The following is a 21,790-nucleotide window of genomic DNA, read 5'->3' on the forward strand; positions in this document are numbered from 1 at the left end:
TCCCGCGCATGGCATCGGGCACCACGGATCTGGACGAGGCCCCCGACGAGCTGACCCTGGCGGCCGAGTTCGAGACCCCGACGCGCGAGCAGTGGCGCGAGCTGGTCGCCGGGGTGCTGGCGAAGTCGGGCCGCGAGGTGTCGCCGGACGAGGCCGAGGCGGCGCTGGCCACGGTCACCGACGACGGGATCGCGATCGGCGCGCTCTACGCCGCCGAGGACGCGCCGCAGGTCGCGACCGGGGTGCCCGGGCTGTCGCCGTTCGTGCGCGGAGCCCGGCCGGAGGGCCAGGTCGCCGAGGGGTGGCTGGTCCGCCAGCGCCACGCGTTCGCCGCCGACACGGACGTGGAGGACGCCCACGACGTGCTCATGGCCGAGCTCGAGGGCGGGGTCTCGTCGCTGTGGCTGGTGCTCGGCGACGCCGGCGGGCCGCCCGTGGCGGCCCTCGACGGGCTGCTCGAGGGCGTGTTCGTCGACCTCGCCCCGATCGCGCTCGAGGCCGGCCGCGACACCCCCGAGGCCGCCGCGGCGCTCCTGCGGATCGCGGAGCAGGCCGGTTCCGGCGCGATCCCGGGGTCCCTCGGGTACGACCCGCTCCTCGACCGCACCCAGGGCGGCACGGCGCTCGAGCAGGGGTACACCGACGCCCTGGTCGAGCACAGCAGGACGGCGGCGGCGAGTCACCCGCAGCTGCGCACCGTCGTGGCCGACGGGCTGCCCTACCACCGCGCCGGCGGGAGCGACGCCCAGGAGCTGGGTGCCGCGCTGGCCGCCGGCCTCCACGCCGTGCGCCTGCTCACCGACGCGGGCCTGAGCATCGACGAGGCCTTCGCCCGCATCGAGTTCCGCCTCGCCGCCACCGCCGACCAGTTCGCCACCCTCGCCAAGCTCCGGGCCGCTCGCCGCTGCTGGGACCGCATCGGCGAGGTCAGCGGCGCCTCCGAGCAGGCCCGGGGGATGGTCCAGCACGCGGTCACCTCGCCGGCGATGATCACGAAGCGCGACCCCTGGGTGAACATGCTGCGCACGACGGTCGCCGCCGTCGGTGCCGGGCTGGGCGGGGCCGACGCGGTCACCGTCCTGCCGTTCGACAGCGAGCTCGGCCGCCCCGACGAGGCCGCCCGCCGGCTCGCGCGCAACACCCAGGCGCTGCTGCTCGAGGAGTCGCACCTCGCGCACGTGATCGACCCGGCCGGGGGCTCCTGGTACGTCGAGTCGCTGACCGACGCTCTGGCCCACGCCGGGTGGGAGCAGTTCACGCGGATCGAGCGGGACGGCGGCATCACCGCCGAGCTCGACGGCGGCAGCCTCGCCGCCCGGCTCGAGGAGACGTGGGAGCAGCGCTCCCGGCGCCTGGCGCACCGCCGTGACCCGATCACCGGCGTCAGCGAGTTCCCGAACCTGCACGAGGAGCTCCCCCGCCGCGACCCGCGCCCGGACACCGACCACGAGGGCGGCCTGCCGCGCCGGCGCTACGCGGAGGTCTTCGAGACGCTCCGGGACCGCGCGGACGCGGCCGCGAGCCGACCGACCGTCTTCGTCGCCGCGATCGGCACGCTCGCCGAGTACACGGCGCGCGTCTCGTTCGCCGCGAACCTCTTCGGCGCCGGCGGGATCGCCACGACCGACGGGCCCGGCGGCACGGACCCGCAGGAGATCGCGACCGCGTTCCGCGCGGCGGGGACGTCCGTCGCGGTGATCGCGTCGTCGGACAAGAACTACGACGAGCACGCCGCCGACGTCGCGGCCGCCCTGCGCGAGGCGGGGGCGAGCCGCATCCTGCTGGCGGGGAAGAAGGACGTCGACGGCGTCGACGGCACCCTCTACGCCGGGTGCGACGCCGCCGCCGTCCTGCAGGACACCCTCGACGCCCTGGAGGTCCGATGAGCATCCCGAACTTCGGCGACGTCGAGCTCGGCACGCCCGAGGGAGCGTCGGGCGACTGGGAGGCCGCGCTCGAGGCCGCGACCGGCAAGGGCGCCGAGGACCTCGTGTGGGAGACCCCGGAGGGCATCGGCGTCAAGCCGCTCTACACCGAGGCGGACCTCGAGGGCCTCGACTTCCTGCGGACCTACCCGGGCATCACGCCGTTCCTGCGCGGGCCGTACCCGACGATGTACGTGACGCAGCCCTGGACCGTGCGCCAGTACGCCGGGTTCTCGACCGCCGCCGAGTCGAACGCCTTCTACCGCCGCAACCTCGCCGCCGGGCAGAAGGGGCTCTCGGTCGCGTTCGACCTGCCCACCCACCGCGGCTACGACTCGGACAACCCCCGGGTCTCGGGCGACGTCGGCATGGCCGGGGTGTCGATCGACTCGATCCTCGACATGCGCCAGCTGTTCGACGGGATCCCGCTGGACCGCATGTCGGTGTCGATGACCATGAACGGGGCCGTGCTCCCGGTGATGGCGCTCTACGTGGCCGCGGCCGAGGAGCAGGGGGTGTCGCCGGAGCAGCTGGCCGGGACCATCCAGAACGACATCCTCAAGGAGTTCATGGTCCGCAACACCTACATCTATCCCCCCAAGCCCTCGATGCAGATCATCTCGGACATCTTCAGCTACACCTCGGAGAAGATGCCCAAGTTCAACTCGATCTCCATCTCCGGCTACCACATCCAGGAGGCCGGGGCGTCGGCCGACCTGGAGCTGGCCTACACGCTGGCCGACGGGGTGGAGTACCTGCGGGCCGGGAGCAACGCCGGGCTGGACGTGGACAAGTTCGCGCCGCGCCTGTCGTTCTTCTGGGGCATCGGCATGAACTACTTCATGGAGATCGCCAAGCTGCGCGCCGCACGGCTGCTGTGGGCGAAGCTCGTGTCGTCGTTCGGCGCGACCAACCCCAAGTCGCTGTCCCTGCGCACGCACAGCCAGACGTCCGGCTGGTCGCTGACCGCCCAGGACGTCTACAACAACGTCGTCCGCACCTGCGTCGAGGCGATGGCCGCGACCCAGGGCCACACGCAGTCGCTGCACACCAACGCCCTGGACGAGGCGCTCGCGCTGCCGACCGACTTCTCCGCCCGCATCGCCCGCAACACCCAGCTGCTGCTGCAGCAGGAGTCGGGCACGACGCGCACCGTGGACCCGTGGGGCGGCTCCGCGTACGTCGAGCGGCTGACCCAGGAGCTCGCGCAACGGGCCTGGGCCCACATCCAGGAGGTCGAGTCCACCGGCGGCATGGCCCAGGCGATCGACGAGGGCCTGCCCAAGATGCGCATCGAGGAGGCCGCCGCGCGCACCCAGGCGCGGATCGACTCCGGCCGCCAGCCGCTGATCGGCGTCAACAAGTACCCGCTGACCTCGGGCGAGGACGTCGACGTCCTCAAGGTCGACAACGCCGACGTGCTGCGCCAGCAGGTGGAGCGGCTGAAGGAGCTGCGCGCCGACCGGGACGACGACGCCGTCCGCTCGTCGCTGGAAGCCCTGACGAACGCCGCCCGCGCCACGTCGGAGGGCACGAGGGGCAGCGACCTCGACGGCAACCTGCTCAAGCTCGCCATCGACGCCGCGCGGGCCAAGGCGAGCGTCGGCGAGATCTCCGACGCGCTCGAGGAGGTCTACGGCCGGCACCGCTCGGACGTACGGACGATCTCCGGCGTCTACCGTGACGAGGTGGGCGAGAACTCGGCCGTGGAGAACGCGCGCGCGGCGGCGCAGCGCTTCGAGGAGGCCGAGGGCCGCCGCCCGCGCATCCTCGTCGCGAAGATGGGCCAGGACGGGCACGACCGCGGCCAGAAGGTGATCGCGACCGCGTTCGCCGACCTCGGCTTCGACGTCGACGTGGGCCCGCTGTTCCAGACGCCCGGCGAGGTCGCGCGGCAGGCGGTGGAGTCGGACGTGCACGTCGTCGGCGTCTCGTCGCTGGCGGCGGGGCACCTCTCGCTGGTGCCGGCCTTGCGCGACGAGCTGAAGGAAGCGGGTGCCGAGGAGATCCTCATCGTCGCCGGCGGCGTCATCCCGCCCGGGGACCACGAGGAGCTGCTGGCCAACGGCGCCGCCGCGATCTTCGGTCCCGGCACGGTGATCGCGGAGGCGGCGACGCAGCTGCTCGGGACCCTGACCGAGCGTCTGGGTCACGGCTCGTCCTGACTTGACCAGGTCTGACCAGATAGACTGCCGTCGTGGCCGACCAGGTGAACGTCTACGAGGCGAAGACGCAGCTCTCGAAGCTGCTCGAACGCGTCGAGGCGGGCGAGGAGATCGTCATCGCCCGCAACGGGCGGCCGGTCGCGCGGTTGGTGCCGTCGCAGCGGAGCGGTCAGCAGGAGCCGCGACGGCTCGGCGGGTACGAGCACCTCATCGAGATGTCCGACGACATCAACGACGGTGATGACGAGATCGAGGCACTGTTCTACGCCGAGCCGATCGAACCGTCCGGCAAACACTGATGCGGTTGCTGCTCGACACGCACACGGTGCTGTGGTCCCTCGGTCGACCCGGGCGCGTCGGGGACGAGGCGCGCGCGGCGCTCACCGACTCGACGAGCGAGATGGTGGTCTCGGTCGTCTCACTGTGGGAGATCGCGATCAAGACCTCGATCGGCAAGCTTCGGGTCGATCTCGATGTCGAGGAAACCGTCGCCGGTCTCGGAATCTCCGTGCTCGATGTCCGGGCGGAGCACGCCCGGGCTGTCGCCGACCTCCCCCTCCACCACCGCGACCCGTTCGACCGGATGCTGGTGGCGCAGGCGCGGCAGGAAGGGCTGACGCTGGTCACGGCCGACCGGCGACTCGAGGCCTACTCCGTGGCGGTCCTGCGTGCGGACGCGTGAGGAGGGAGATTCCGTGAGCGACATCGACCTGGAGAAATACGTCGAGGGCGTCCGGTCCGGGTCGCGGCTCTGGATCGGCCGGGCGATCACGCTCGTCGAGTCGACGCGCCCCGACCACCGCGACGCCGCGCAGGAGCTGCTCGTCGAGCTGCTGCCGCACGCGGGCGGGGCGCGGCGGATCGGCATCTCCGGGGTGCCCGGGGTGGGGAAGTCGACGTTCATCGGCGCGATGGGCTCCACGCTGACGGCGCAGGGCAGCAAGGTCGCGGTGCTCGCCGTCGACCCGAGCTCGACGCGGTCCGGCGGCTCGATCCTCGGCGACAAGACCCGCATGGACGAGCTGGCGACCGACGACGACGCCTTCATCCGGCCCTCCCCGACGGCCGGGACGCTAGGCGGGGTCGCCAAGGCGACCCGGGAGACGATGGTCGTGATGGAGGCGGCGGGCTACGACGTCGTCATCGTCGAGACGGTCGGCGTCGGGCAGTCGGAGACCACCGTCGCGCAGATGGTCGACTCGTTCCTCTTCCTGACGCTCGCGCGCACCGGCGACTCCCTGCAGGGCATCAAGCGCGGCATCCTCGAGATCGCCGACGTCATCGCCGTGAACAAGGCGGACGGGCCGCACGCCCGCGAGGCGCAGCGGGCGGCCCGCGAGCTCGGGCAGGCGCTGGCGATGCTCCGCGGGGAGCGGGAGACGTGGAAGGTCCCGGTGCTGACCTGCAGCGCCGCGGAGCGGACGGGTCTCGACGACGTGTGGTCGGCGCTCGTGCGGCACCAGGAGCACCTCGAGGCCGAGGGCGGCCTGGCCGAGAAGCGCGCCCGTCAGCAGGTCGACTGGACGTGGCAGATGGTGCGCGACCGCCTGCTCGGCCGGCTGCAGGACCACCCGGCGGTCAAGGGGATGCGCAGCGAGCTGGAGCACGAGGTCGAGGCGGGGGAGCTCACGCCGGCGCTGGCGGCCGACCGGATCCTCGGGGCCTTCCTCGACGGCTCTTAATGAATCTTGGCTTATATAAGCCGAACCCGTAGGTTCTCGGGCATGGACGTCCAGTACGAGGTCAGCGCCACCCGCCGTGTCGTCGGCACCCGCACGCTCGCGGCCGGGGAGGCCGCCGTCGTGACCCTGAGCCGCGCGTTCCCCACCGACGTCGACGACCTGTGGTCCGCGTGCACCGAGGCCGACCGCATCGCCCGCTGGTTCCTCCCGGTCAGCGGCGAGCTGCGCCTGGGCGGGCGCTACCAGCTCGAGGGCAACGCGGGGGGCGAGGTCACCGCCTGCGACCCGCCGCGCGGCTTCGACGCCACGTGGGAGTTCGGCGGCGGCTTGAGCTGGATCGAGGTGCGGCTGACGGCCGAGGGCGCCGACGGCGCGCGCTTCACCCTCGCCCACATCGCGCACGTCGACGACGACCACTGGCGCACCTACGGCCCGGGCGCCGCGGGGATCGGCTGGGACCTCGGGCTGCTCGGGCTCGGGCTGCACCTCGGGTCGGGCGCGGGCGTCACGCCGGAGGACGCCGAGGCGTGGTCGGTGTCCGACGAGGGACGGGAGTTCATCACGCGGTCGGGGCGGGCGTGGGCCGCGGCGAGCGCCGCGTCGGGCCTCGACGCCGCCGACGCCGAGGCCCGGGCGGACCGGACGATCGCGTTCTACACCGGCGCGGAGGTCTGAGACGGCCGCGGGGTGGATCAGCCGAGCTCGCGCAGGGCCGCGAGGACCACGTCCGGCGCCTCCTCGGGCAGGAAATGGCCGGCGTCGACCGGGCCGCCGCGCACGTCGTCGGCCCACTCCCGCCAGACCGCGAGCGGGTCGTACCAGGCCTCGACCGCGCCCGTCGCGCTCCAGAGCACGTGCACGGGGCAGCGCAGGTTCCCCGCGCCCCGGTCGGCCTCGTCGTGCTCGACGTCCGCGCTCGCCGCCGCGCGGTACTGCTCGCAGATCGCGTGGACGCGCGCGGGGTCGCGGAACGTCGCCGTGTACCGCTCGCGCAGCCAGGGCGGGAAGACGGCGGGGTCGTCGGACCAGGAGTCGAGCATGTGGTCGACGAGGACGTCCGGGGCGCCGAGCACGAGGCGCTCGGCGACGGGTTCGGGGGCCGCGAGCATCGACCAGACCCAGTAGCCCAGCGCGAACTCGCGGTCGGCGCGCGCGAAGGCCTCGGCGGTGGGGACGACGTCGAGCACGGCGAGCGCGCTGACGTGATCGGGGTGGTCGAGGGCGAGGCGGTACGCACAGCGGGCGCCGCGGTCGTGGCCCGCGACGGCGAAGCGCTCGTGGCCCAGCGCGCGCATCACCGCGAGCTGCTCGGCGGCGAGCGCGCGCATGCTGTGGTCGTTCACGCCCGTGCCGCTCCCGCTGCCGCCGTAGCCGCGCAGGTCGGTGACGACGACGGTGTGGTCGGCGGCGAGCGCGGGCGCGACGTCACGCCACATCAGGTGGGTCTCCGGGATGCCGTGCAGGAGCAGCACCGGGGGCCCGGAGCCGCCGACGCGGCCGTGGATCGTCGTGCCGCCGACGGTCACGTCGACGACGTCGAAGCCGGGAAAGAGGGACACCCGCGACCTCCTCCGGTGGACGAGGCCAGGAGGAGCTCTCCGGGACGCGGCGTCCGGCACGCCCACCCGGGACCTTACGGGAGCGGGGCGTTGACAGGGTTCTCGGCGCGTCCCGACCCTGGTCGCACGCCGCCGCGTCACCCCAGGGGCGGTCGGACCCCCGGGAGGTCGTGTCGATGTCCTCCGTCGCGCCCACCGCCGACTGGGTCGATCCGCCGGCCATGCTGCGGGACCCCTACGAGACCTACGCGCGGTTGCGTGCGCTCGGACCGGTGGTGCTGGTGCCGGCGATGGGGCGCCACCTCGTCACCGGGTCCGCGGCGTGTCGCGCCGTCGAGGCCGATCAGGCCACCTACTCGGCCGACGTCAGCGGCGGCGGCGCGACGATGGCCCGGGCTCTCGGCGCGAAGCCCATGCTGCGCAAGGACGACCCGGAGCACGCGGTGGAGCGGGCCCCGGTCAACGCCGGCCTGCGGGCGAAGAGTGTCCGCGCCGCCTGGGCGCCGCGTTTCGAGCACAACGCGCGCATCCAGCTCGACGTCCTGCGCGGACAGGGGCCGGAGCACGCCGAGCTGAACCGCGACTACGCGGCGCCCGTCGCCGCACGGAACCTCGTCGACCTGCTCGGCCTGCCCGAGGCCACGCCCGAGGAGATGGAGCGCTGGTCCCACGCCTTCATCGCGGGGATCGGCAACCTCCACGACGACCCGGACCTCTGGGCGCGCTGCGACGACGCGCAGCGGGAGGTCGACGACCACCTCGACGCGCTGCTCCCGCACCTGCGGCGCCATCCCGACGCGTCGATGACGTCGGCGCTGGTCAACGACGGGCTCGCCGAGCCCGCGGTGCGCGCCAACGTGAAGCTGACGATCTCCGGGGGCATGAACGAGCCCCAGCACATGATCACCAACATGGTGTGGGCGCTGAGCCGGCACCCCGAGCAGCGTGACCGTGTCCTCGCCGATCCGTCGCTCTGGCCGGTGGTGTTCGACGAGGCGCTGCGGTGGCTCTCCCCGATCGGGATGTACCCGCGGGAGACGACGCGGGCGACCGTCCTCGACGGCGTCGCGCTGCCGGGCGGGGCGATCCTCGGCGTCGTGATCGGCGCGGCCAACCGCGATCCCGCCGCGTTCGACCACCCCGAGCGCTTCGACATCACCCGGACGCGACGGGCGCACCTGGGGTTCGGGAGCGGGGTGCACCTCTGCGTCGGCCACTGGGCCGCGCGCATCGCGATCGGCGAGATCGCCGTCCCGCGGCTCTACGAGGCCCTGCCCGGCCTGCGGACCGACACCCGTCGCGACGAGGCGTGGTTCGGCTGGGTGTTCCGCGGCCTGACCGACCTCCCCGTCACCTGGGACTAGTTGCTGATCGCGGGCGCCGCGCCGACGAAGCGGTCGTCGGTGAGCTGGTCGACGAGGAACGCGGCGACGTCGGTGCGCGCCATCGGCGTCCCGACGCGGTCGCGTCCGAGGAACCCGGCGCGCAGCGTGCCGTTCGAGGGGATGTCGATCGGCGCGGTCATCCGCGCGAGCGTCCAGTCCAGGTCCGACGTCGTGACGACCTCGCTCATGCCCTGGACCTCGCGGAGCGCCCCCGGGATGAGCAGGCCGATGCCGACGGGGACGAGGCGGTCGAGCAGGCTCGGGCGGTCGCGCGGGTCGGGGACGCTGACGGTGGCCAGCGCGATCAGGCGGCGCACCCCGGACTCGTGCATGGCGTCCACGATCGTCCGCGTCGCCGCCGTGAGCGGGCCGCTGCGCAGGAACGGGTCGATCGGCGGGCCGAGCGCGCTGATCACCGCGTCAGCGCCGTCGACGGCCTTGCGGATGGCGGGCGCGTCGTCGAGCTCGGCGACGATCACCTCGAGGTCATCGTCGGTGATCTCGAGCTTCTCGGGCGAGCGGACGAGCGCCGTGACGTGGTGCCCGGTCGCGAGCAGCCGCCGCACGACGTGCCGGCCGATCTTGCCCGTGCCCCCGAACACCGTCACGTCCATCCGGCCGGATACCCCGCGTGCGGGCACCCGGTCCGTGGCGGCGCTCACGTTCCCGCGGCCTCATGTGAGCGAACTCTGGGGCTATAGGCCCAAAGTTCGCTCACGTACCGGTGCGGACCCCGCGCGAGAGGGTCGGCCAGAGCGCGTCGGGGCCGCCCGCGGCGAGCGTGCGACCGAGGTCGGTGGCCCAGGCCCGCTCGCCGCCCCACTCGTCGCGCCACGACCACAGACGCCGGGTGAGCACGCCGAGCGCGAACTCGCGGGTCACGCCCATCGCGCCGGTGGCCTGGTGCGCGGCGGCGGCCACGAGCCCCGCCGCCTCCGAGGCGACGGCGGCCGCGGCGGCGACGTCGAGCGCGTCGGGCTCGCCCTCCCCGGCGCCCACGGCGGCCGACCGGGCGGCCATCGCGGCCATCTCGGCCTGCTCGGCGATGCGCACGATGTGGTCGGCGACGGCCGGGAACCGCGACACCGGGCGGCCGAACTGCACCCGCTCGCCGGTGTAGGTCACGGTCACCTCGAGGACCCGCCGGGCCGCGCCGGCGATCATCGCGGCGCGGGCCAGCGCGCCACGCCGCGCCAGCAGCTCCCGGGTGTCCGCGGGGACGGGTGCGGTCGCCTCGGGGACGACGCCGTCGAGGTCGACGGACTCCCGGGGCTCCCCGGCGAGGTTGTGGCCGGGGCTGACGGCGGCGCTCCCCGGGTCCACGACGGCGACGACCGGACCGTCGGGACCCTCGGCCAGCACGGCGAGTCGTGTCGCCGCGGACGCCCACGCCACCCGCGCGAGCCGTCCGCTCAGGGCGCCGTCGGTCAGGCTCACCGCGCCCGTCCCCGTCGTCAGTGGCCCGTCGGGGAGGGGGAGTCCGGCGGCGGCGAGGAGGCGCCCGGCGAGCAGGCCCGTCTCGGCGAGCGGGACGGGTGCGGCCGCCGCTCCGGCCGCCTCGAGCACCGCGCACGCCTCGGCCACCGAGCCGCCCACGCCCCCAGCGGCCTCGGGCACCCCGACGGTCGTGAAGCCCCCGGCGTGCAGCGGCTCCCAGACGGACGCGGCCCAGCCGTCGCGCTCCGCGGCCTCGAGCACCTCGGGGGTGGCGCGGTCGGTGAGCAGGTCGACGACGGCGTCACGGACCTCGGCCAGGTCGTTCGTCGCCGTCATCGGGACCCCTTCGTCAGCGCCTTGGCCGCGATCCCGCGCAGGACCTCGGTCGTGCCGCCGCGCAGCGTCCACGTCGGCGCGTTCAGCACGCACTCGGCGAGCAGCCGGTCGAACATCGTCGGGCCGCCGGGGTCGATCTCCCCGCCCGCCGCGTCGCGGAGCGTCTCGACCACCTGCTGCTCGAACGTGGTGCCGATGTCCTTGACCAGCGAGGCCTCCACGGCCGGCGCCTCGCCCTGGTCGAGCGAGCGGGCGACGGCCACGGACAGCTGACGGATCGTCCAGAGCTGGGCGCCGACCCGCCCGATCGCCGCGGCGCGGACGTCGTCGACGTCACGGCCGAACGCTGCGAGGAACGCGCGGTAGAGCCCGAGGATCGACAGGTAGCGGTCCGGCCCCGAGCGTTCGTGCGCGAGCTCGGCGGTGACCTGCGCCCAGCCCTGCCCGACCTCGCCGAGCACCCGCTCGTCGGGCACGAACACGCCGTCGAGCACGACCTCGTTGACGTGCTCCTCGCCGTCGATCAGCGGGATCGGCGAGACGTGCACGTCGTCGTCGGACAGGTCGACGATGAGCTGCGAGAGCCCGGCGTGGCGGTCGCCGGCCTCGCCCTGGGGCGTGGTGCGGCACAGCATCGCGGCGAAGTGGTTGAGGTGCGCGTTGGTGGTCCACACCTTCGTGCCCGACACGCGCCAGCCGCCCTCGACTCGTGTGGCCGCCGTGCGCACGGACGCGAGGTCGGAGCCGGCGTCGGGCTCGCTCATGCCGAGCGAGAACCAGCACTCGCCGGCGGCGATCCGCGGCAGGAACCACTCCCGCTGCTCCTCGGTGCCGAAGCGCAGGAAGGCGGGCGCGGACTGGCGCTCGGCGATCCAGTGGGCGGCGATCGGGGCGCCGGCGGCCAGCAGCTCCTCGATGACGACGAACCGGCGCACGGTGCTCGCGCCGGCGCCGCCGTACCGCGTCGGGATCGACATGCCGACCCAGCCGCGCTGCGCGAGCGTGCGGGTGAACTCCGGGTCGTGGCGGCCGCCGAGGCCCAGGCCGGGGCGGAAGTCCGGCGGGAGGGTCTCGGCCAGGAAGCCGCGGACCTCGTCGCGGAGCTTCTCCTCGTCGGCCGACAACGGGGTCGGGTCGAAGATCATGGTGTCTCCCTGTCCGCGCGCCGGCGCTGGCTCCACATCTGGGTGGCGCGCTCGAACTCCACCGCCGCGTCCCACGGCAGGCCCGGCGGCCCGGTCTCGGTGCGGAACGAGCGGACGGCCTCGCGGGCGAGGTCGGGGTCCGTCGCCGGGACGGCGGCCAGGGCGAGGGCGGTGTCCTCGACCTCCGCGTCGTCGACCGCCCGCCACGCCAGGCCCAGCTCGGCGGCGCGCGTGCCGTCGATCTCCTCGCCGAACAGGCCCAGCGCCGACGCCGCCTCGCGCCCGGCGGTGCGGCTCGCGATCGTGAAGAAGCCGCCGCCGGGGTGCAGGCCGATGCGCAGGAAGCCGGCGATCAGACGCGCGTTGCGCGCGACCACCCGCAGGTCGGTGGCCAGCATGAGGTTGAGGCCCGCCCCGACCGCGGCGCCGCGGACGGCGGCGATCGTCGGGACCGCGAGCGTGCCAACGCGGCGGAAGGCGCCGTAGACCGCGCCGGTGTCGCGGAACGCGCCGTCCTCGGCCTGGTCGGCGCCCGGGTTCCAGGTGCGGCGGTCGGCGCCGCTGCAGAACGTCCCGGCGGCGCCGCGGACCACGGCCGCGCCGACGGTGCGGTCGGCGTCGACGGTGTCGCAGGCGTCGGCGAGCTCGCGGCCCATCGCCGGCGTGAGGCCGTTGCGGACCTCGGGCGAGTCGACGGTCAGCACCGCGACGCCCTCGGTGATCTCGAGACCGATGCTGCCCACTACGTCTCCGTCCTCAGCACGTCGACCGCGACGGCGTGTCGCGGATACGAGCGTGTGGCGATCCTGGTCCTATCGGCGTGCTGTCTTGGATCTGCCAGGAAAGCCGCATCGCTCGAACTCCCGGCCGGCAGACAGACCAACGGGTTGACCTCCAGTTCGCCGAGCCCGGGGACGGCCGCCGCGCGGGAGATGCGCACGACCGCGTCGACGGCCGCGTCGAGGTCCACCCCGGGTGCCCCGCGGTGGCCGGCGAGCAACGGCCAGCAGCGCAGCGAGCGCAGCAGCCCCAGTGCCGTGGCCGCGTCGACCGGGGCGAGGGCGTGCGCGACGTCGTGGTGGACCTCGGTCGCCGTGCCACCGTGCCCCACCGTGAGCACCGGGGGCCAGCCGTCGCGCCCGCCGTCGACGGCGACGAGCAGTTCGACGCCGGACGGGACCTGCTCCTGGACGATCACCCCGGTGACGCCGGGCAGGCCGGCGAGCTCGGCGTGCACGGCGGCCGCGTCGTCGGTGCGGACCCCGAGGCGCACCGCGCCGGCCTCGGTCTTGTGGTCGAGGCCCTCGGCCTTGAGGACGGCGGTGCCGCCGAGCTCGGCGACGGCCACCGCCGGCTCGGTCGTCACGATCGACCGTGGCCGCGCGACCCCCAGCGCGTCGAGCAGCGCCCAGCCGTCGCCGGACACGGGGTCGGCGGCGTCGGCGGGATCCGGGGCCGGCGCGGGCTCGCGGGCGACGGCGTCGAGGACGCGGACCGCGAGCGTGATCGAGGAGAACACCGGGATGCCCGCGTCGCGGAGCACGGTGCGCGCCGGGGTGGTGCCGTCCTCGCCGGCCATCCAGGCCACGGCGACGGGCGGGGCGTCGGGACCCTGCTCGGCGACGGTCGCGACCAGGTCGCGGGCGAGCGCGGTGGCGGTGTCGCCGACGAGCATGGTCAGCAGCACGAGCACCGCGTCCACGGCGGCGTCCGCGCGCACGAGCCCGCAGACCTCACCGAAGCCCCCGCCGACGTTGAACAGCTGGGCGGTGACGTCCACGGGGTTGGCGACCGCGCCGAACGCCGGCACGAGGCGGGTGAGCTTCTCCTGGGTCGCGGCGGTCAGTTCCGGGACCTCGAGCCCGGCCTCGCTGGCCCGGTCGGCGGCGAGGATGCCCGCGCCGCCGGAGCTGGTCACGAGCCCGAGGCGTCGCCCGGCCGGTGCGCGGCGCCCGCGGAGCAGGACGGCCGCGGCGAGCAGCTCCTCGACGTCGTCGACGAGCACGACGCCGTGGCGGCGCGACACGAGCGTGAACGCGGTGTCGTCGCCGAGCATCGCCCCGGTGTGAGAGACCGCCGCCCGCCGCCCCGGCGCCGAACGCCCCGAGCGCAGCACCACCAGCGCGGTGCCGTGCGCGGCGGCCTCGGCGGCGAGCGCGGCGTAGTCGTCCGGGTCGGGCAGCGACTCGGCGTAGACGGTGAGGACGTCGACCGCGGGGTCGGCGACGAGGTGGCGGCCGACCTCGGTGAGGCCCACGTCGGCCTCGTTGCCGGTGGAGACCCAGGCGGTGAGGTCCAGCCCGCGTTCGGCGGCGACGTCGAGCACCGAGCCGCCGATCGCCCCGCTCTGGCCGACGTAGGCGATGCCGCTCGAGCCGGTCAGCGGGCGCTCGCCGGCGCTGGTGAACGTGGCGAACAGGCGGCTGCGGGCGTCGTAGATCCCCTGGCAGTTCGGGCCGAGGACCCGCGTGCCGGCGGCCCTCGCGGCGGCGACGAGCTCGTCCTGGAGCGCCCGTCCCTCCGGGCCCACCTCGGCGAAGCCCGACGCGAACACGATCACCAGGGCCGCGCCGGCGGCGCCGGCCTCGGTGACCGCCGCGACCGCGCGCTCGGCGGGCACCAGGGCGAGGACGAGGTCGACCCCGCCCGGGATGTCGGCGAGCGACGCGGCGCACGGGACGCCGCCCAGCTCGGCGTACTTGGGGTTGACGGGGTGCACCGTGCCGGTGAAGCCGCGCTCGACGAGCCAGCGCAGCGGGCGGGCCATCGGGTTGTCCGCGCGGCCCGTGGCGCCGACGAGGGCCACCGAGCGCGGCGCCAGGACGCGTGCCCAGTCGGTGGGCGGCGGTGCATCCGTCACGACCCGAACCTAGGTCGCCGGGTCGGCGAGGCACAACCGATCGAACATCATTTGGTATCCAATCCCTGCAAGGGTGGGACGGAACGCCCACGGCACGCGTCCGCCACTACGCTCGGCGCCCGGGGTGATGCGCCGTGACCGGGACCGACGTCGAGCCCGCCCGCCGGGCGACCAGCGTGCAGCGGGCCGTCGAGGAGATCCGCCGCATGCTGCGCTCGCGCGAGCTCGTGCCCGGCCAGCAGGTGCGCCAGGAGACCCTGGCCGCGCGGCTCGGGGTCAGCCGCATCCCGGTGCGCGAGGCGCTCAAGACGCTCGAGGCCGAGGGTGTCATGCGCCACGAGCCGCACGTCGGCTACGCCGTGGCCCGGCTCAACGCCGACGAGCTCGCGCAGGTCTACCTCATGCGCCGCGCGCTCGAGACCGAGGTGCTCCGCGCCCTGCCCCGGCTCACCGGCGACCAGCTGCGTCACCTCACGACCCTGAACGAGGCGATCACCGAGCAGGTCGAGAACGTCGACGTCGCCGGCATCGTCGCGGCCAACGTGGCCTTCCACTTCGCGATGTTCCGGCTCTCCGGGCTCGACCTGGTGGTCGACGAGATCGACCGGCTCTGGCGGCGCAGCGAGCCCTACCGCACGGTGCACCTCTACGACTCCGCCGGCCGGGCCCGGGTCGTCCGCGAGCACCGCAAGATGATCACCGCGCTGCGGCGGGGGGACAACGCCGCGGTGGTCGCGCTGATGGACGCCCACCGCGAGGTGACGGTGGCCGACCTGCACGCCGCGCTCGGTCTCCCACCCCACGCGTAGCCGAGATCGTATCCAATCTTCTCTGGACTTCCGCCGTGTGACCCACCTAACCTCCGCCGCGAGAGACGGCGCGCAGCGACGCGCGGTCCGGAGCGGAGGAGCGCCATGACCGCCGAGCAGGACCGCCCGGGAACGTCGGCGGGTGCGACCGCCACGGCGGCGCCCGGCACGGCACCACCGGAGTACACGCCGGGGGAGCGACGGCGGATCCTCGGCGCCGCCTGCCTGGGCTGGGGCATGGAGTACTTCGACTTCATGCTCCCGACGCTGCTCGCCGGCGCGATCATGAAGTTCTACGGCGTCTCGGCCGGGGTGTTCGGGGTCGCGATCGCGGGCCAGCTCGTCGGGTCGGCGATCGGCGGCGTGCTCTTCGGCTGGCTCGGCGACCGCTACGGCCGCCGGCGCACGCTGATCTGGTCGATCCTCATCTACTCGGTCGCCACCGGGCTCGTGTTCCTCGCGCCGAACTTCGCCGTCTTCCTCGTGCTGCGGATCCTCGCCGGCGTCGGCACCGGCGGCGAGTGGGCGGTCGGGTTCGCGTGGCTCAACGAGGCGTGGGCGCCGAAGCGCCGCGGCCTCGGCGGCGGCCTGGTGCAGGCGTCGCTGTGGCCGGCCTACGCGCTCGCGGTGCTCGTCGCCCAGGTCGTCGTCGACTGGCGGTGGGCGTTCCTGATCGGCGTGGTGCCCGCCCTGGCGTGCGTGTGGATCCGCTACGCCTGCCGCGAGTCGCGCCAGTGGGAGGAGCTGCAGGCGCGTCGCGCCGCGGGCCTGCTCACCGAGGCCACCGCCGCGAAGGCCAACCGGTCGACGTGGCGCCAGCTCGTGTCCCGGGACTCGCTGCCCATCGTCCTCGTCGGCCTGGTGGTCGCCTTCGGCGCGCAGTGGGTGCCCTACACCGCGACGGCGTGGATGCCGTCGATGCTCAAGAGCGACCTCGGCTTCGACGCGGGCTCGGCGAGCCTCGTGCTCTACATCGCGTCCGCGGTGTCGTTCGTCGGCTTCATCCTCGCGGGCTGGCTCTCGGACCGCTGGGGTCGCCGGCCGGTGTTCGTCGCGTTCGCGGCCCTGCAGACCGTGACGTTCGCGGTGATGCTCTTCCTGGCGCTCGCCGGGACCGGGCTCGGCAACTTCGTCTGGCTCTACCTCGCCTCGAGCCTGTTCCTCGGCTACTTCGGCATCTTCGGGGTCTGGTTCGGCGAGCTGTTCCCGACGCGCATCCGCTCGCTCGGCTCGGCGTCGGCCTACAACGTCGGCCGGGGCCTCTCGGGCATCGGGACGATCATCGGCGGCGTCGTCGCGACGAGCGCGGGCTACGGGATCGCCGTCGGCATCGCCGTCGTGGGCGCCGCGATCGTCACCGTCGCCGCCCTGTTCCTGCGCGACCGCGCCGGCCGCGTCATCACCGCCGACGAGTGAGGGAGACCGACACCGTGCCCGAGCCGCACTACGAGGTCCTGGGTCCGCTGGGCCCGCGCACCGTCGGCGAGGTCGCCGAGCACGAGCGCCCGGCGTCGCTGGCCGGGCGGCGCGTCGCGTACCTGTGGGACGAGCTGTTCCGCGGCCCGGAGATGTTCGAGGTGATCTCCGAGGTCGCCAGGGACCGCCACGGCGACGTCGCGTTCGTCGGCTGGGAGGAGTTCGGCAACTTCCACGCCTCCGCGGCCGAGGAGCGCCGGGTGCTCGAGGCCCTGCCCGAGCTGCTGCGCGCCCACCGCGTCGACCTCGTCGTCGCCGCGGTGGGTGCTTGAGGCTCCTGCATGCCTGCCGTGATGCGGGCAGCGGCCACCGCCGAGCGCGCCGGGGTGCCGGCGATCGCGATCGGCGGCGCGGGGTTCGAGGGCATGGGACGCGCCGTCGGGAAATCCCTCGGCGTGGGTCACGTCCCGATCGTCAGCTACCCCGGGGTGATCCTCACCGACCCCACCGAGGTGTTCCGGACCAAGATGCGCGAGCAGGTCGCGCCGGCGGTGGTCGACGCGCTCGTGGCGGGGGACGGAGCGCGGGAGCAGGGCAGCACGCGGTCGTCCTCGGTCGACGCACCGGCGTCCGTCGAGCACGGGGCCACCGAGATCGTCGCGCGCGGCGACCTCGAGGAGATCACCGAGCACTTCGAGGCCCGCGGCTGGACCGACGGCCTGCCGGTCGTGCCGCCCACCCCGGAGCGCGTCGCGGCGTTCCTCGCGCACACCGACCAGGACCCCGACTCCTCCCTCGGTGAGCTCGCGCCCGACCTGCGCCGGGCCACGGTGCGCAGCGTCGCGGTCAACGGGGTCATGGCCGGCTGCCGGCCCGAGGACATGCCGGTCCTGGTGGCGATCGTGGAGTGCGTCGCCGACCCGGTGTTCCGGGTGCAGGACGCCGGGTCGACGCCCGGCTGGGAGTCGATCGTGGTGCTCTCGGGCCCGGTCGTCGAGCGGCTCGGGTTCCACAGCGGCACCGGCGCGATGCGGGTCGGGCGGCGGGCGAACACCGCGGTCGGGCGTTTCCTGCGGCTCTACCTGCGCAACGTCGCCGGCCTGCGGATCCCGCCCGGGGAGACCGACCAGGGCGCGATCGCGTCGACGTTCCACGTCGCCCTCGCCGAGGACGACGCGGCCGTGCGGGCCCTGGGCTGGCCGTCGTTCCGGGCCGACCGCGGCTTCGCCGACGGCGACAGCGTCGTCACCGTCCAGAGCGTCGTCGCCGTCAGCGCACCGATCTACTCGGGCGGCGAGTCCGCCGCGGACCACCTCGACGCGCTGACGACGATCTTCGGCAACGCCATCGGGCCGTGGGCCTACACGGGCCTCGAGTTCGGCGCGTTCCACCCGCTGCTGGTGCTCGGGCCGGCCGTGGCCCGGGCGCTGGCGGGCTTCGGCGTCGACAAGGACGCGCTGCGGGCGCACCTCGCCGAGCACATGCGCGTGCCGGTGCGCCAGCTCCAGGCGTGTGCCTGGAACGTCGGCTCGACGAGCTTCGACCTCGACGCCGCCGTCGCGGACGGCGAGCTCGACGAGCGCTACGCGGGCACCGACCCGGACCGTCTCGTCCCGATGGTGCCGCGTGCCGCCGACATCGGGATCGTGCTCGCGGGCAACCCGAGCCGGAACCAGTCGCGCGGCTTCGTGCAGAACCACGTCCAGGGTGTGCCGGTGAGCCGGCGGATCGAGGAGGACCCTTCGTGACGACCGACTGGGACGTGGCCGTCGTGGGCGCCGGCATCGCCGGGCTCACCGCAGCCCGCGCGTGCGCCGACCGGGGGCTGCGGGTGGTCGCCCACGACGCGCTCGCCCCCGGCGGGCAACTGATCAACCTCGGCCCGCTCGCCGACTGGCCCGGTCCGGCGACGACAGGGCCCGACCTCATGAGCGCGCTGCTCACCGACGTCATGGAGCGCGGCGTCGAGATCGCCTACGGCGAGGTCACCGGTCTGCGCACCGATCCGCTCACCGTCGACGGCGCCGAGGGGCCGGCGTCGGCGCGGGCGGTCGTCGTGGCCACCGGCCGCAGCCCCGGGCGCCTCGACGTCGCGGGCGCCGAGGAATGGGAGGGCCGCGGGCTCTCCCACTGCGCCACCTGCGACGGGCCGCTGCACGCCGGGCGCGAGGTGGTGGTCGTCGGCGACGACGAGTGGACCGCCCACGAGGCACTCGAGCTCGCCGGGATCGCGAAGCGGGTCACGGTGGTGAGCGCGCGGCCGAGCTGGCCGGCGGCGCTCGACCGCCGGCTCACCGACGCGGTGGACGTGCGGCGCGGGACGGTCGCGTCCCTCGCGGGCGAGGGCACCCTCGGCGCGGTGCACCTGGCCGACTCCGACGTCGTCGAGGCCTCGGGGATCTTCGTCTACACCCACGCGGAGCCCCGCACAGCGCTGCTCGACGGGTTGCCGGCCGACGCGCCGGTCTGGTCGGCCGGAGACGTCACCGGCGCCGACCGTCACCTGCTCACCGCCGCCGCGGACGGCCTGCGCGCCGGCCGGGCCGTCGTCGCCCACCTCGAGGAGAGCTGATGCGCATCGTCGACCCCACGTCCGGAGTCGCGTCCGAGGCCACCGCCGCCGTGGCGGCTTCCGAGGCCCCGGCCGGCGGGTTCTGCGGCCTGTCCAACTCCAAGCCCGGGGCCCACGACCTCCTCGAGGCCATCGGACGCAGGCTCGCCGACGACCACGGTCTCGGTCCGAACGGTCTGGAGGCCAAGCCGAGCGCCGCGGTCGGCGCCGACCCGAAGCTGCTCGACCACCTCGCCGCGCAGTACCGGCTCGCGGTCGTCGCCATCGGCGATTGAGGCTCGTGCTCGTCGTGGAGTCTCCACGACTCGCTCGAGCTCGAGCGCCGCGGCGTGCGCTCGATCCTCGTGGTCACCTCGTCGTTCCTGCCGCTGGTCACCGCCCAGGCGAAGGCGCGCCGCGCCGACCCCCGGCTCGTCGTCGTCGACCACCCGATCGGCGGGCTCTCGCCGGAGGAGTTCGCCGGACGCTCCGACGCCGCGTACGCCGGGGTCGTCGCCGAGCTGCGGTCGATGGGAGAGATCTCGTGAGTGATGTCGTCGATCTGCCCGACGTCGACGACGCCTGGGCGTGGGCGGCGGCCTGCGAGGAGCGCGGGTGGGGCGACGGGCTGCCGACGGTCCCGCCGACCGAGGAGCGGGTCGCGGCGATGCTGGCCGCGGCGCCCGCCGCGGCCGATCTCGGGCCCCTACCGCCGCGCGGCGTCACCCCGACCCCGCGCTCGGTCGCGGCGAACGCGGTGATGGCCGGGTGCCGGCCCGCGGACATGGCGGTGCTGCTCGCCGCGCTCGCCGCGGTGCAGGACGAGGCCTACAACCTGCACGGCACGCTCGCGACGACCCACCCGTGCGCGCCGATGGTCATGGTCTCCGGTCCGGCGCGCGCCGAGCTGGGGTTCAACGCCGGGGGCAACTGCCTCGGGCCGGGCACGCGCGCCAACGCCGTGGTCGGCCGGGCGCTGTCGCTGGTGCTGCAGCACGTCGGCGGGGCGACCCCGGGCGTCCTCGACCGCAGCACCCAGGGCTCGCCGGCGAAGTACACGTTCTGCTTCGCCGAGTCCGACGAGTCGCCCTGGCCGTCGTTCGCGGTGCGGCGCGGGTTCGGTGCCGAGCAGAGCCTCGTGTCCGTCATGGCCGCCGAGCCGCCGCACAACGTCAACGACCACGGCAGCACCACCGGCGCGGAGATCCTGCTGACCGTCGCCGGGACGATGGCCCAGCCGGGGTCGAACAACGTCTACGTCCGGGGCCCGCACCTGCTGCTGCTCGGACCGGAGCACGCCGCGACGCTGCACCGTGACGGCTGGTCGCCCGACAGCATCCGGGCGCACCTCTGGGAGAACGCCCGCATCCCGGTCGAGCACGTCTCGGAGGGCAACCGGCGGCAGTTCGTCGAGTGGGGCGTCGAGGCCGACGGCGACGCGTACACCGTCAGCGACGCGCCCGAGAACCTGCACATCGCCGTGGCGGGCGGCGCGGGGAAGCACTCGGCGTGGATCCCGTCGTTCGGGGGGACGGAGCTGGTGTCGCGGGTCGTGCCGGGGTGAGCGACGAGGAGGACGTCGGCGACGGGTTGCCCGTCGTGGCGGCGACGCCGCCGCGGGTCGCGGCGATGCTCGGGTCGACCCCGGACACGGACGCCGTGCTCGGGCTCGTGCCGCCGCTGTTCGGGGAGCTGACGGCGCGCGGCGCGGCCACCGCGTGCGTGCTCGCCGGCGCCCCGGTCGGCGCGCTGCCCGTCGTCCTCGCCGCTGCCCGGGCCGCCCTGGCGCCCGAGCTGAACCTGCTCGGCGTGGCCACCACGACGGGCACGCCGGCGGTCGCGCTCGTCGTCGCCGGGCCCGTCGCCGACCGGCTCGGCCTGACCCACGGCACCGGCCTGCTCGGGCCCGGCCCGCACACCAACGGCGCCGTCGGCCGCGCGCTCGCGCTCACCCTCGCCACGGCCGGCGGCGTCCGTCCCGGCGAGACGACCATGGCCACCACGGCCCAGCCGGCCCGCTACACGTGCTGCCTCGTCGAGGACCCCGCCGGGCCGTGGGGCACGCTCGCCGCCCGCCGGGGCGCGGGCGCGGGGGACGCCGTCACCGTGGTCCCGGTCGGCGGCACGGCCGAGGTGCTGCCCCGCGACGACCTCGCCGACCCGGACGCCCTGCTCGCGCCGCTGGGCGACGCCCTCGCCGGCGCGGTCCTCGCGGCCGGCGACCTCACCCGCGGGCGGTCGATGACCCAGGTGCTCGTGCTCCCGCCCGAGGTGGCGACCCGGCTGGCGCCGTCCCTGCCGACCGCCGACGACCTGGTCGCGGCGCTGCGGGACCGGGGCGACGCGGCGCTGCGCACCCGCGCCGGCCGCGAGGACCTGGGCGTGGCCGCCGAGATCGCCCCGATCGTCGCCGGCGGCCCCGGCATCAAGATGCTCCACCTGCCCGGCTGGATCGGCGGCAGCCAGGCCGTCACCGTCCCCATGTGAGCGAACTTTGGTGCTATAGCCCCAAAGTTCGCT

At 74.8% G+C, this 21,790-nt stretch carries 20 protein-coding genes; 14 read left to right on the plus strand and 6 right to left on the minus strand.

All coding sequences use genetic code 11. From position 1 onward, the window contains the following. Window positions 1-8 precede the first annotated feature (8 nt). Genes ACR9E3_RS06560 through ACR9E3_RS06585 form a run of 6 tightly spaced genes read left to right on the plus strand, consistent with a single transcriptional unit; the run spans window position 9 to window position 6,447 of the window. Window positions 9-1,886 (plus strand): methylmalonyl-CoA mutase family protein, encoded by a 1,878-nt coding sequence (locus ACR9E3_RS06560; protein WP_460379287.1) that lies wholly within the window; start codon window positions 9-11, stop codon window positions 1,884-1,886. Then, window positions 1,883-4,090, plus strand: a complete 2,208-nt coding sequence (gene scpA, locus ACR9E3_RS06565) for a methylmalonyl-CoA mutase (protein ID WP_460379288.1) — start codon at window positions 1,883-1,885, stop codon at window positions 4,088-4,090. The genes ACR9E3_RS06560 and scpA overlap by 4 nt, the downstream gene beginning before the upstream one ends. Before the next feature lie 32 nt (window positions 4,091-4,122). Then, window positions 4,123-4,389 carry a type II toxin-antitoxin system Phd/YefM family antitoxin gene (locus tag ACR9E3_RS06570; protein ID WP_460379289.1) on the plus strand — a complete coding sequence of 89 codons (267 nt, stop codon included), beginning with the start codon at window positions 4,123-4,125 and terminating at the stop codon, window positions 4,387-4,389. Continuing rightward, a complete protein-coding gene (locus ACR9E3_RS06575) occupies window positions 4,389-4,772 on the plus strand; it encodes a type II toxin-antitoxin system VapC family toxin (protein ID WP_460379290.1) in 384 nt (127 codons plus the stop codon). Before ACR9E3_RS06570 ends, ACR9E3_RS06575 begins: the two co-directional genes overlap by 1 nt. A gap of 13 nt (window positions 4,773-4,785) precedes the next feature. Further along, a complete protein-coding gene (meaB, locus tag ACR9E3_RS06580) occupies window positions 4,786-5,772 on the plus strand; it encodes a methylmalonyl Co-A mutase-associated GTPase MeaB (RefSeq protein WP_460379291.1) in 987 nt (328 codons plus the stop codon). A 42-nt stretch (window positions 5,773-5,814) separates the two neighbouring features. After that, entirely contained in the window at window positions 5,815-6,447 is a 633-nt protein-coding gene (locus ACR9E3_RS06585; protein WP_460379292.1) for an SRPBCC family protein, read from the plus strand. 17 nt (window positions 6,448-6,464) lie between these two features. Here the strand turns inward: ACR9E3_RS06585 and ACR9E3_RS06590 are convergent, their stop codons facing one another. After that, window positions 6,465-7,331: an alpha/beta fold hydrolase gene (locus ACR9E3_RS06590; RefSeq protein ID WP_460379293.1), complete on the minus strand. Its 867-nt coding sequence runs from the start codon at window positions 7,329-7,331 to the stop codon at window positions 6,465-6,467. Between the two features lie 176 nt (window positions 7,332-7,507). Between ACR9E3_RS06590 and ACR9E3_RS06595 the strand changes: the two genes are divergently transcribed. Beyond that, the gene (locus ACR9E3_RS06595) at window positions 7,508-8,695 is read left to right on the plus strand and encodes a cytochrome P450 (protein WP_460379294.1); all 1,188 of its coding nucleotides are present in this window, start codon (window positions 7,508-7,510) and stop codon (window positions 8,693-8,695) included. Here ACR9E3_RS06595 and ACR9E3_RS06600 read toward each other — a convergent pair. The 5 genes from ACR9E3_RS06600 to ACR9E3_RS06620 form a co-directional block, all read right to left on the minus strand. Then, the gene (locus ACR9E3_RS06600) at window positions 8,692-9,330 is read right to left on the minus strand and encodes an NAD(P)-dependent oxidoreductase (RefSeq protein WP_460379295.1); all 639 of its coding nucleotides are present in this window, start codon (window positions 9,328-9,330) and stop codon (window positions 8,692-8,694) included. The genes ACR9E3_RS06595 and ACR9E3_RS06600 overlap by 4 nt on opposite strands. Before the next feature lie 100 nt (window positions 9,331-9,430). Next, window positions 9,431-10,489: an acyl-CoA dehydrogenase family protein gene (locus tag ACR9E3_RS06605; protein ID WP_460379297.1), complete on the minus strand. Its 1,059-nt coding sequence runs from the start codon at window positions 10,487-10,489 to the stop codon at window positions 9,431-9,433. Next, complete coding sequence (locus ACR9E3_RS06610; RefSeq protein ID WP_460379298.1) at window positions 10,486-11,634, minus strand: acyl-CoA dehydrogenase family protein; 1,149 nt, start codon at window positions 11,632-11,634, stop codon at window positions 10,486-10,488. Before ACR9E3_RS06610 ends, ACR9E3_RS06605 begins: the two co-directional genes overlap by 4 nt. After that, window positions 11,631-12,377, minus strand: a complete 747-nt coding sequence (locus ACR9E3_RS06615; protein WP_460379300.1) for an enoyl-CoA hydratase-related protein — start codon at window positions 12,375-12,377, stop codon at window positions 11,631-11,633. The genes ACR9E3_RS06610 and ACR9E3_RS06615 overlap by 4 nt, the downstream gene beginning before the upstream one ends. Further along, a complete protein-coding gene (locus ACR9E3_RS06620) occupies window positions 12,377-14,494 on the minus strand; it encodes an acetate--CoA ligase family protein (RefSeq protein ID WP_460379301.1) in 2,118 nt (705 codons plus the stop codon). The genes ACR9E3_RS06615 and ACR9E3_RS06620 overlap by 1 nt, the downstream gene beginning before the upstream one ends. A gap of 134 nt (window positions 14,495-14,628) precedes the next feature. Between ACR9E3_RS06620 and ACR9E3_RS06625 the strand changes: the two genes are divergently transcribed. From ACR9E3_RS06625 to ACR9E3_RS06655, 7 genes are all read left to right on the plus strand, one after another. Beyond that, window positions 14,629-15,303, plus strand: a complete 675-nt coding sequence (locus ACR9E3_RS06625) for a GntR family transcriptional regulator (RefSeq protein WP_460379302.1) — start codon at window positions 14,629-14,631, stop codon at window positions 15,301-15,303. 105 nt (window positions 15,304-15,408) lie between these two features. After that, on the plus strand, window positions 15,409-16,719 hold the full coding sequence (locus ACR9E3_RS06630; RefSeq protein ID WP_460379303.1) for an MFS transporter: 1,311 nt from the start codon (window positions 15,409-15,411) through the stop codon (window positions 16,717-16,719). Between the two features lie 14 nt (window positions 16,720-16,733). After that, window positions 16,734-18,467 carry a UGSC family (seleno)protein gene (locus ACR9E3_RS06635; RefSeq protein ID WP_460379304.1) on the plus strand — a complete coding sequence of 578 codons (1,734 nt, stop codon included), beginning with the start codon at window positions 16,734-16,736 and terminating at the stop codon, window positions 18,465-18,467. After that, a complete protein-coding gene (locus tag ACR9E3_RS06640; protein WP_460379306.1) occupies window positions 18,464-19,291 on the plus strand; it encodes an NAD(P)/FAD-dependent oxidoreductase in 828 nt (275 codons plus the stop codon). The genes ACR9E3_RS06635 and ACR9E3_RS06640 overlap by 4 nt, the downstream gene beginning before the upstream one ends. Further along, a complete protein-coding gene (locus tag ACR9E3_RS06645) occupies window positions 19,291-19,818 on the plus strand; it encodes a UGSC family (seleno)protein (RefSeq protein ID WP_460379307.1) in 528 nt (175 codons plus the stop codon). The genes ACR9E3_RS06640 and ACR9E3_RS06645 overlap by 1 nt, the downstream gene beginning before the upstream one ends. After that, on the plus strand, window positions 19,815-20,834 hold the full coding sequence (locus ACR9E3_RS06650) for a hypothetical protein (RefSeq protein WP_460379308.1): 1,020 nt from the start codon (window positions 19,815-19,817) through the stop codon (window positions 20,832-20,834). The genes ACR9E3_RS06645 and ACR9E3_RS06650 overlap by 4 nt, the downstream gene beginning before the upstream one ends. Continuing rightward, complete coding sequence (locus tag ACR9E3_RS06655; RefSeq protein WP_460379309.1) at window positions 20,831-21,757, plus strand: hypothetical protein; 927 nt, start codon at window positions 20,831-20,833, stop codon at window positions 21,755-21,757. The genes ACR9E3_RS06650 and ACR9E3_RS06655 overlap by 4 nt, the downstream gene beginning before the upstream one ends. Window positions 21,758-21,790 lie beyond the last annotated feature (33 nt).

This window comes from Actinomycetospora sp. C-140, from assembly GCF_054796175.1.